The sequence below is a fragment of the Asticcacaulis benevestitus DSM 16100 = ATCC BAA-896 genome (genome assembly GCF_000376105.1).
Classification (GTDB): Bacteria; Pseudomonadota; Alphaproteobacteria; order Caulobacterales; family Caulobacteraceae; genus Asticcacaulis; species Asticcacaulis benevestitus.
Genome location: NZ_AQWM01000067.1, coordinates 1 through 8,756, shown reverse-complemented (window position 1 = coordinate 8,756; position 8,756 = coordinate 1). Strand labels below are relative to the sequence as shown.

At 53.1% G+C, this 8,756-nt stretch carries 10 protein-coding genes; 3 read left to right on the top strand and 7 right to left on the bottom strand.

The window, feature by feature from the left end; genetic code table 11:
- The first annotated feature begins 262 nt into the window (after window positions 1–262).
- On the top strand, window positions 263–460 hold the full coding sequence (locus B060_RS0122985; RefSeq protein ID WP_018084141.1) for a helix-turn-helix domain-containing protein: 198 nt from the start codon (window positions 263–265) through the stop codon (window positions 458–460).
- A 118-nt stretch (window positions 461–578) separates the two neighbouring features.
- On the opposite strand, the gene B060_RS0122980 is transcribed toward B060_RS0122985, so the two are convergent.
- From B060_RS0122980 to B060_RS0122970, 3 genes are all read right to left on the bottom strand, one after another.
- Window positions 579–1,886, bottom strand: a complete 1,308-nt coding sequence (locus B060_RS0122980) for a type II toxin-antitoxin system HipA family toxin (RefSeq protein WP_018084140.1) — start codon at window positions 1,884–1,886, stop codon at window positions 579–581.
- Between the two features lies 1 nt (window position 1,887).
- Window positions 1,888–2,175, bottom strand: a complete 288-nt coding sequence (locus B060_RS25760; RefSeq protein WP_018084139.1) for a helix-turn-helix domain-containing protein — start codon at window positions 2,173–2,175, stop codon at window positions 1,888–1,890.
- A gap of 349 nt (window positions 2,176–2,524) precedes the next feature.
- Window positions 2,525–3,736, bottom strand: coding sequence for a tyrosine-type recombinase/integrase (locus B060_RS0122970; protein ID WP_018084138.1), 1,212 nt, complete (start codon window positions 3,734–3,736; stop codon window positions 2,525–2,527).
- A 531-nt stretch (window positions 3,737–4,267) separates the two neighbouring features.
- Between B060_RS0122970 and B060_RS27515 the strand changes: the two genes are divergently transcribed.
- Window positions 4,268–4,432 carry a hypothetical protein gene (locus tag B060_RS27515; RefSeq protein WP_018084137.1) on the top strand — a complete coding sequence of 55 codons (165 nt, stop codon included), beginning with the start codon at window positions 4,268–4,270 and terminating at the stop codon, window positions 4,430–4,432.
- Between the two features lie 17 nt (window positions 4,433–4,449).
- Window positions 4,450–6,036: a hypothetical protein gene (locus tag B060_RS0122960; protein ID WP_018084136.1), complete on the top strand. Its 1,587-nt coding sequence runs from the start codon at window positions 4,450–4,452 to the stop codon at window positions 6,034–6,036.
- 28 nt (window positions 6,037–6,064) lie between these two features.
- On the opposite strand, the gene B060_RS28585 is transcribed toward B060_RS0122960, so the two are convergent.
- From B060_RS28585 to B060_RS0122945, 4 genes are all read right to left on the bottom strand, one after another.
- Window positions 6,065–6,355 carry a DUF3761 domain-containing protein gene (locus B060_RS28585; RefSeq protein WP_081607011.1) on the bottom strand — a complete coding sequence of 97 codons (291 nt, stop codon included), beginning with the start codon at window positions 6,353–6,355 and terminating at the stop codon, window positions 6,065–6,067.
- A complete protein-coding gene (gene tnpC / locus B060_RS0122955) occupies window positions 6,240–7,877 on the bottom strand; it encodes an IS66 family transposase (protein WP_026173047.1) in 1,638 nt (545 codons plus the stop codon). Before tnpC ends, B060_RS28585 begins: the two co-directional genes overlap by 116 nt.
- A gap of 73 nt (window positions 7,878–7,950) precedes the next feature.
- Window positions 7,951–8,295, bottom strand: a complete 345-nt coding sequence (gene tnpB, locus B060_RS0122950; RefSeq protein WP_018083855.1) for an IS66 family insertion sequence element accessory protein TnpB — start codon at window positions 8,293–8,295, stop codon at window positions 7,951–7,953.
- Window positions 8,292–8,663 carry a transposase gene (locus B060_RS0122945; protein ID WP_157405697.1) on the bottom strand — a complete coding sequence of 124 codons (372 nt, stop codon included), beginning with the start codon at window positions 8,661–8,663 and terminating at the stop codon, window positions 8,292–8,294. The genes tnpB and B060_RS0122945 overlap by 4 nt, the downstream gene beginning before the upstream one ends.
- Between the last annotated feature and the right edge of the window lie 93 nt (window positions 8,664–8,756).

Here is an 8,756-nt window from a genome sequence, read left to right as displayed (position 1 = left end):
CGTTCAGCCGTAAAGCTGATCATGTCGCGCAACAAATCGCTGTCGGAGGTCTTTTCAACAAGCCCTTTCAGGGCCATCATATCGTTGGTCATCGGTGGTCTTTCGTCTCTGGAATGAGTGTAGGAACCCAAACCATATCCGAAAATCACTGATGGCCAACCCCGCTTCGCTGAGGCTCGCTTTGCCCTTTGGACGGGCAGCGAGCCTAGCGCTACGCTCTCAACCAATTACACCACGCTGTGGGACACGACCGAATCCTTTAATGCAGCCAAATGCTATTGAAAAAATTTCATACGGTATTGATGAAGCAGTCAAAGCCACCGGCTTGGGACGGACATTTCTTTATGAACGCATGGCCAGCGGAGAGCTGAAGTCGATCAAGGTGGGAGGGCGCAGATTAATACGGGTAGCCGACCTGATGGATTTTTTGCAAAATGCCGCCAACCAACGCATTAGCTAGATTGGCGATCCGGTCGCTAGCCGCTTAAAATTGTCAAAGGTTTAATAGCGATCGGCGTTATTAAACGAAATAGGCAAATCGTTTAATAGCTACGCATATTGGATAGGTAAGGCCGGGTTTATTCTTTCAGACGGCCAAGTAGCCGCAGCGCGTTACCCTCGACATAGGTCTGCGCCTGTTCCACGAGGGGCGCGATCGCGCCGGGATGGCTCGCAACATGCTCATAGGTTCGAATGCCGGCACCCACTATAGCGTCGACCAATTCTTTAACCCGCAGACGTGTCTGACGGGGGTTGTATCCTCCGGCCGCTGCGATAGCGTCCCAGTGTCGAGCCGCGACGTCTTCAGGCTTTCGTTTCTTGCCGTCAATCTTTTGCGCGAAACTCTGATTGACGTGCGGCCAAGGCAAGACCGTTGAGACGTCGTACAAAGGCGCCAATGCCTTCTCGCCTGCCAACAGTAGTGAATAGTTTTTGGCATGGGCATCTGTGTTGGCAACAAGAATGTTGAAGATCAACTGATCAAGGAGCTTCAAACCATCGCGTGATGGTAAATTCCGCCCCGTTGCCAGCAAGGTCGCAATCGTTGGACCAGGAACAGTGCCTGCCTCGTATTTGTTGACCGGAAATACTCGGTTCGCTTGGGCAAAATCCTCCTGATGTAGGCGCCTGATCTGACCGTCCTGGCGATAGGCACGATCATATCGCGCGACGGCCAAGGCATTGCGCGGGCCCACCTTCAGAATGCTGACCTCTGCTGTCGGAATGCCAATGGCTGCCGCCAGTGTCAGGCAGTACGCCTCGTTTTCGACGATGCCTGGAATACGATCATTGTCCGGCTTCACGATCAAGGTAGATGGGGCCCCGGTCTTGGGAATGGCCAGTACGTCGCCGGGCTGCGGCAACCCAAGGCGTGGCCGGCCGTTCGCATCCAGGACTGTCAACGTGGCCTTCTCCTGGCCACCGGCCAAGGACAATCTTACCCCATCTTCCCCAGCCAGGAAGGGCCGCTCTTTCAGGTCCGCGAAGTGCCGCAAAAGCGCTGCCTCCGGATCTTTCAGTTGATAAAAGGTCTCCAGAGGCTCGAAGTGCCAGTCGTCTCGCAGGGACGGCCCACCGAAAGACAAGGCGCCGGCCGTATCACCGCCAATTTCCCGCAAGATGGCGATCGTGTCCTTGCGATCGACGCCGATGGCACGCGCCAGAGTTGCCAGTTGGCGCTCTTCTGGCAGCAGGTTGGCAAGCCAGGGATGGACGGTGTCCGGCGGATAAATGTCGGCGGCAAATGGCATTGTTAGGGAGATAGGAAAGGCGCCGCGTGACTCCGTCCACCGCAGATCGTATGCAAAGCTGATCGCTCCGTCGTTGTCGATCAACAATTTGCCGACGGGAAACGCTTCATAAAAGACAGTGATCTCCTCGGGCATCTTACATATCCAAATCGTATGGCGAAGTGTCGGGTTGCGCTGGCCGTTGGTTATGGGCAGAGAGCGATGCCACCAGATCATAAAGATCGCTGCGCAGGGCTTGCAGGATGCGTGTGATAGTGGAGAGCTTGGGGTCGCGATTGCCGTTTTCGAGATGAGACAAGGTGGCGATCCCGACACCAGACAAGCGCGACAACTCTTCCAACTTGAGGTTCTTGGACAGTCGCAAGGCCCGTAAGGCGTGGCCCAACTGTACCGGTAAGGGATGGACGTCCGTCAATAGGGTCATGTTTCCGTTCCTTTATCGCTGACGATAAATAGGCCTATTTTCACCAAAAATCAAGCCAATTTATCGCCAGCGATAAAAAGTCAGAAAATTGAGCAACGTCAGATCTTTTTATCGCTGGCAATAAAAAGATCTGATGAGCATATTTCAGGTCCACATTTATCGCCGGTGATAAATCACTTGGCCAAACTATCGGCCAGGATATATCGAGTCCATATCGTCCGCACACAGATCAAAAATAGATAGAGCAATTCGGACAGCCACATCGAATTTTCGTGATATCTTTTTCATCCAGTCCGAAGACTTCTCAGCACTGAATTCCAACAACTGCAAAATGCGCCCGCCCCATTTGTCAACTAAAGTTTTCACCGGCGGTCCTCTCGCATTTGAGTTCATCAAGGTAATCGGACCACCACTGTGCCATGCGTACGCGCTCATCCCAATGCCGCCCCCTATGGTAGATTGACCTGACAGCGTCCTTGCCTTGGTGAGCAAGGGCCCGCTCGATCGCATCAGGCGTCCAGAGGCCAGACTCATTCAAGAGGGTGCTGGCGGTACTTCTAAATCCGTGAGAAGTCATTTCGTCTGAACCGAACCCCAGTCGTCGCAAGGCTTCATTCAGTGTATTTTCTGCCATCGGCTTTTGCCAATTGCTTACCGCAGGAAACACGAATTTGCTCCTGTTCCGATTCTGTGCCGCCTCTTCGAGAATGTCCATCACCTGTGTCGAAAGCGGAACTGCGTGATCATCCCGCATTTTCATCTTCGCTCCAGGAATTCGCCAGACAGCCTTCTCCAGATTGAACTCCGCCCATTCCGCGTGACGCAGTTCCCCAGGTCTTACAAAAACGTGCGGAAGCATCTTCAGCGCCAACGGGCTCAGCCCGTGGCCTTTGTACCCGTCAATGGCGCGCAGGAGCCGACCAACGTCTTCCGGCTCAATAAGCGCTGCATGGTGTTTTACCTTGGGGGCAATCAACGCCTCGCCCAAATCGGCCGCCGGATTAAAGCGGCAGCGTCCCGTAATCACAGCATATCTAAAGACCCTAGCGGCGAACGCTCTCACCCGTTTGGCTGTCTCATGGTTCCCAAGCTTCTCAATCTTCTTGATTGCGGTTAATAGCTCGACCGGTTCAATTTCAGTCACCGGGCGCGGGCCGATATCTTTTTCCAGCAGTGAATTGAACCACCGAAGCTTTATCATTGTGGCCTCTGCCATGCCCTCTTGCGCTCGCTTCTCCACGAACTCGTCCGCGACAGCCTTGAAGGTGTTTGCCGCCTCTATTGCAGCGGCAGCGAGTTTACGCTTTTTCTCGGCGCCAGGATCTATGCCATTCGCGACGAGAGAACGTGCCTCATCCCGCCTTAGCCTAGCGGCCTTCAGGGTGACATCTGGGTACGTGCCAAAAGAGAGCTGTTTCTCTGCGCCATTTAGACGATATTTGAAACGCCACGATTTCCCACCTGACGGAGCGACGACAATTAAAAGTCCGCCGTCATCGTAGAGCTTATATTTGGTATCTTGGGGCTTCGCATTGCGCAAAGCGGTATCACTAAGGGCCATTGCGTATGTCCTAAATTAGGACCGCACCGCTGAAAAAGTCCCCCCAGGCGGAGCGAATGCGGGCGAACTCCAGCGGACGGAGTTGAACACAACGTCTTATAACTAGCACATTTTGTTGGGTTTTTCAAACTAATCCGGCTGCTGCCGGATAGCCTAATGGTGCCAGGAAAGGCGCCTCAAAATGTTAATACCAATTTGAAATTAAATAATAAATGTTATAGTATATTTTTTAGATACCCCCAATTATACCCCCAACACGCAAAGTCATCCTTTTAGCATGAGGAACTTTACCGTCATGTCGTCCTAATTCGATTTTGATTTTACCAAAGCGCCTCCCAATTGGCCTCATAGGTCGAGTCAAGTATCTTTTTAGTAGATTAATCGAAAATATTGTGCATACTGCGTCAACCCGCGCAACAGTTAACCCATTGTATATTAACTGTTTTTTAATTCTCTGCGTAAAATTACCGGAGTCAGATCAATGGTTTAGCCTAGGCTAGACCAACGTTAATCGCGAATCAGGAGCGAATCATGGAACTTTTATTGATTGATGATTGGGCGACGTCGAAAGATCTAGGTGCAGGCCAAATTGAGATAGATACCAAGATATCCGAGGAAACCGCAATCGCTTTGGATCTTATAGACGCAAATATTAGGGCAGCAGAACAGCAAGCTGGTCAAATTTTGTTGGCCTAAAAAGGCAAGGGGGGGCAATGGGGGTTTCTGCATATCTTCTGAATGATGACGGCTGGCTGCGTCTTAGTGACCACCTTAAGGTTGGCCAAAAAAGCTCAAAGATAACAGACACCCTAATTCGCCATCTGAGAGAACTTGGGGCAGTCACAGTTCTGGCTGAAGACGAGTATCTGGATCGGGATTTTACCGAAGCATTTGCTGCATATTATTCAAAACTGTTTAAGCGACACAGTAAATTGTGCCGGCGTCTGCATTTTTTTAAGTGTGACCTGACTGAGACGCTCACCGTAGATTCTCCTTCTGAAATGGCGGAGCGTCTGAAAAGTTGCCAGGATGACTACCTCGGCTATGTAGTTTTAAGGCCAATTCATCAAGCTCCAGTTTCTCAGGTGGCCCTAAAGTGTCCTAAGGCCCCGGCAGGATGTGAAAGCCATATATTGGTCGACGCCACATACAAAACCCATATCCTCGGGGCAGAGTTTTCAGTGTCAGCTTTGCCAATGACGCAACAAGACCAACGTATTGGAGCATGTGCGCAAGCAACAATCTGGTCTGCAGGTCGTCACTTTTACACACGCCATCGTGGCCCTTGGATATCAACAGCAAGCATCACAGAAGCCGCAATGAGGCAAGAGTCTGCCAGCGCGAGTTCTATGCTACCTAACGGTTCCGAATTTCTAAGCATGAATGGCATGGTTTCGGCACTTCGCGCAAATGGTCGCCATCCCCTTATGTACGTTGCCAGCGGATCAATCGGCCATTTTGATTGGAACGGATTAAAGCCCTTAGATGTGATTAGCCGTTATGTCGACTCGGGCATACCGGTCATCTTGGCGTTGAATTTCGGACAAGCCGTAGGTCATGCTGTCATCGCATCTGGCCAAATATTAAGCACTTCAATACCGCAACTTCCTCTTAGCAAGTGGCCGTCCAGGGCTGCTTTCTGTGAAGGAGTGTATGTGAACGATGACCAAATGGGGCCAAACCTGCGCATGCCGTTAAGGCATTCCTCGTCAAATCCCGAGACATATTACAACATCGAGGATAACCTTTACGCTCTGCTAATCCCCCTTCCCAACAAGGTTTTCTTACCCGCTGAAAAGGCAGAACTCCTAGCATGGTCGATGCTTTCATCCTATTCGTCGAGTTGGCCTTCCATTCGAATCTCTAACGCTGCTCAGTTGGGTACGTCCATCCAGCTTGGAGATACCTTTAAACATGATTTCGATCAAAATACTGTATTAGCGCGCACCTATCTCACTTACGGATGGAAATATAAACAAAGGCTAATTCGGAATATTGCTAGCGATATCGTGAAGAAGCGCGCTCGCGCCATTGAGTTGCCAAAATATATCTGGGTAACCGAGTTCGGAACGGTCGATTCATTCGGCAAGCCAGACCCTGACGACCGCAGGATCTATTCCCACTGCGTTGTAGATGCTACAGCAAAAAATATGGGCGAAGACAGCCGACTTTTTTTCCATGCCCCAGGATTTACATCTATCCGAACGCATAATCCAGCAGACCATGTCGGACCGTATCGAGAAGCGAACAGCCCAGTTATGGATGACACAATATATCTGCCTAAGAGGCGTGATCTCTAACACAACGATGCGCATAGATCCGAATTTTTCACATCCATTCTGCGACCCCACCATGCCGTGAGCATGTTCCGCTTCTATGCTGGCTGAAACTGCACGTCCCATCCCTACACCTGGCGCTAGCGCCTGATGCCGCGCACCCGCTGACCTCCTTATGCGGCGATCTAACCGTGTTGCCGTCACTGTTAGTGTAGTAGCGTAAGCGATCAGCTGGCCCCGTAGGCTTTAAAGTTCCACGGCATGAGATCCTCGAGTTTTGAGATGGGCCATCCGTTGGCGAGCCGTTCGAGCGTTTGTGTAAGCCAGGCCGCAGGATCGACATCGTTCATTTTGCAGGTCTGCAGAACGGTTGCGATGGTCGCCCAGGTTCTGCCTCCTCCATCGGAGCCAGCGAACAGACTATTCTTTCTCGTAATTGTCTGGGGCCTGATGGCGCGTTCGACAACGTTGGAGTCGATCTCGGCCAGGCCGTTATGTAGGAATACTTCGAAGCCCTCGCGGCGCTTGAGTGCGTATCGGATGGCCACAGCCAACTTTGATTTTCCCGATATTCTGGGCAGCGTAGTTTCCCAGAGCTTAAACAAGTCAGCGACGACCTTGGCGGAGTTTTGTTGTCTGGCTTTGGCTCGTAGTTCAGGTGCCCGGCCGCGGATGTCGTCCTCGACCTGCCAGAGCGCCTTCATCATTTCGACCGTGGCGGTCGCAACCGGTAAGGCGTCCGACACATGCAGATCGTAGAACTTCCGTCGTAGATGCGCCCAGCAGCCGGCAAGGACTGCGCCGCTATTGGCGGCGCCTTTCGGTGCAATGCTGTTGTAACCGTTATAACCATCCACCTGCACAATACCATTATAGCCATCGAGATGATCGGCCACACAGTCACCGGCGCGACTATCTTCGAAGCGGAACGCCACCAGGATGGGGCCCGAGCCGCCGAACGGTCGATCATCACGGGCATAGGCCCAGAGATAGCATTTTCGCGCCTTGCCCGTCCCCGGGGTCAGGGTCGGCAAGGTGGTCTCGTCGGCGAAGATGCGTTCGGCTTGTTTGATCTGATCGAGGATATAATCGCTGATGATCATCAGCTCGAAGCCGACTGCTCCCATCCATTGGGCCATCAGCCCGCGGCTAATCTCGACCTTGTCGCGCGCGTAAATCGCCTCCTGGCGATAGAGCGGCAAGCCATCGGCATATTTCGAGACGGCGACCTGAGCCAGCAGGGCTTCGGTCGGGATGCCGCCTTCGATGATGTGGGGCGGCGCCGGCGCTTGGATGACGCCATCCTCGCCCTTAAACGCATAGATGGGCCGGTGAGTGACCATAACGCGGAACTTCGCCCGCACGACGTCGAGGCGTTCGCTCGTTTCCACGCGGATCAGGACCTTGGTCTTGCCCTCGTGCTCAGGCAGGGCTTTCGGCTCGATGGTTTGTTCGATGCGCTCCAAGTGAGCTGGGAAGGCCTTGCGTGGCCGAGGGGCGCGCTTGGGCTTATCACCACTGCCAGCCTTTTTAACCAAGGTCTCCAACTCGGCGATACCTGTCGCGATGTCGTCGAACAGTTCAGCCTGCTGCTCATCTGTCAGAGCAATATGGCGCAGCTTCTCAGACTTGCGGCCGAAGCGGGCTCGACTGAAGATCTTCAGGATCGATGTGAGGTTTTTGATACGCTCTTCAGCGTCCGCATGGATATGCGTCAGATCCTGAAGACGGGCCTCAGCGAGTGCGTTTTCGACCTTAAGATTTGCGACTTCCGCTTCCAGGACGCCAGCCTTTTGTGCCATAGCCAGCGCAAACGCTTTGAGCGCTTCCACGTCATCTGGCAGGGTAAAATCCGGTCTCTCCATAGCCCCAAACATAGCACATATCGGGTTGATTTGCCTACGTTTTTACTCGATTTTGGCGAACAATTTCGTGCATTTAGCCAACGATTTCAGGGGCCTTTACACCGATGACGCGGACCTTTTTCCAGTCCAGGCCATCGAGCAAGGCAAGCACCTGGACGTGGTTCAGCTGGATGCGGGCGGGCCCAACCCTGGGCCAGATAAACTGAGATTTTTCCAGGCGCTTCGCATACAGGCACACGCCGGTCCCGTCCCACCAGACGATCTTTATTCTGTCGGCGCGTTTGGCCCGGAACGCATATAGCGACCCGCTGAACGGATCACTTCCCGCAGCTCGAACCAAAGCCAGCAAAGAGTCAGGTCCCTTGCGGAAGTCGATCGGAGACGCCGCCAGGAAGATTTTCACGCCCGCCGGGATCATGCTTGGCGCACCGCGCGGATCACTCGGACCAGATGCCCCTCATCAGCGGCGGAGCAGGCCCGGATGGTGACGCCGTCGACAACGATTTCGATGACGGCACGAGACACGGCGCCCCGCTCTGCCGCGAGAGGCGTATTTTCCAAATCGTGCAAAAGTCCACGATCGCGGGCAAACCTGCGCCAACCAAACAGCTGCCCCGGCGATATCCCGATCTCTCGTGCCAATGCCGAAGCGTTCACGCCCGGAACCAGCGAACGCGATGCCATCTCGGCTTTGTAGTCGTCAGCCCACTCTCGACGAATTCGACCAATAGAACCCGAGCCGGAACTGACGACCTCCACAAATTGGAAGTTTCTATCCCTACGCATATCTCCAGACATAGAAGTTCACCATCGCAACGCTTCTGGGTCTGATAGCATGGCCGAAAACTACCAGCTATATGGGGCCAACTGCACGCTTAC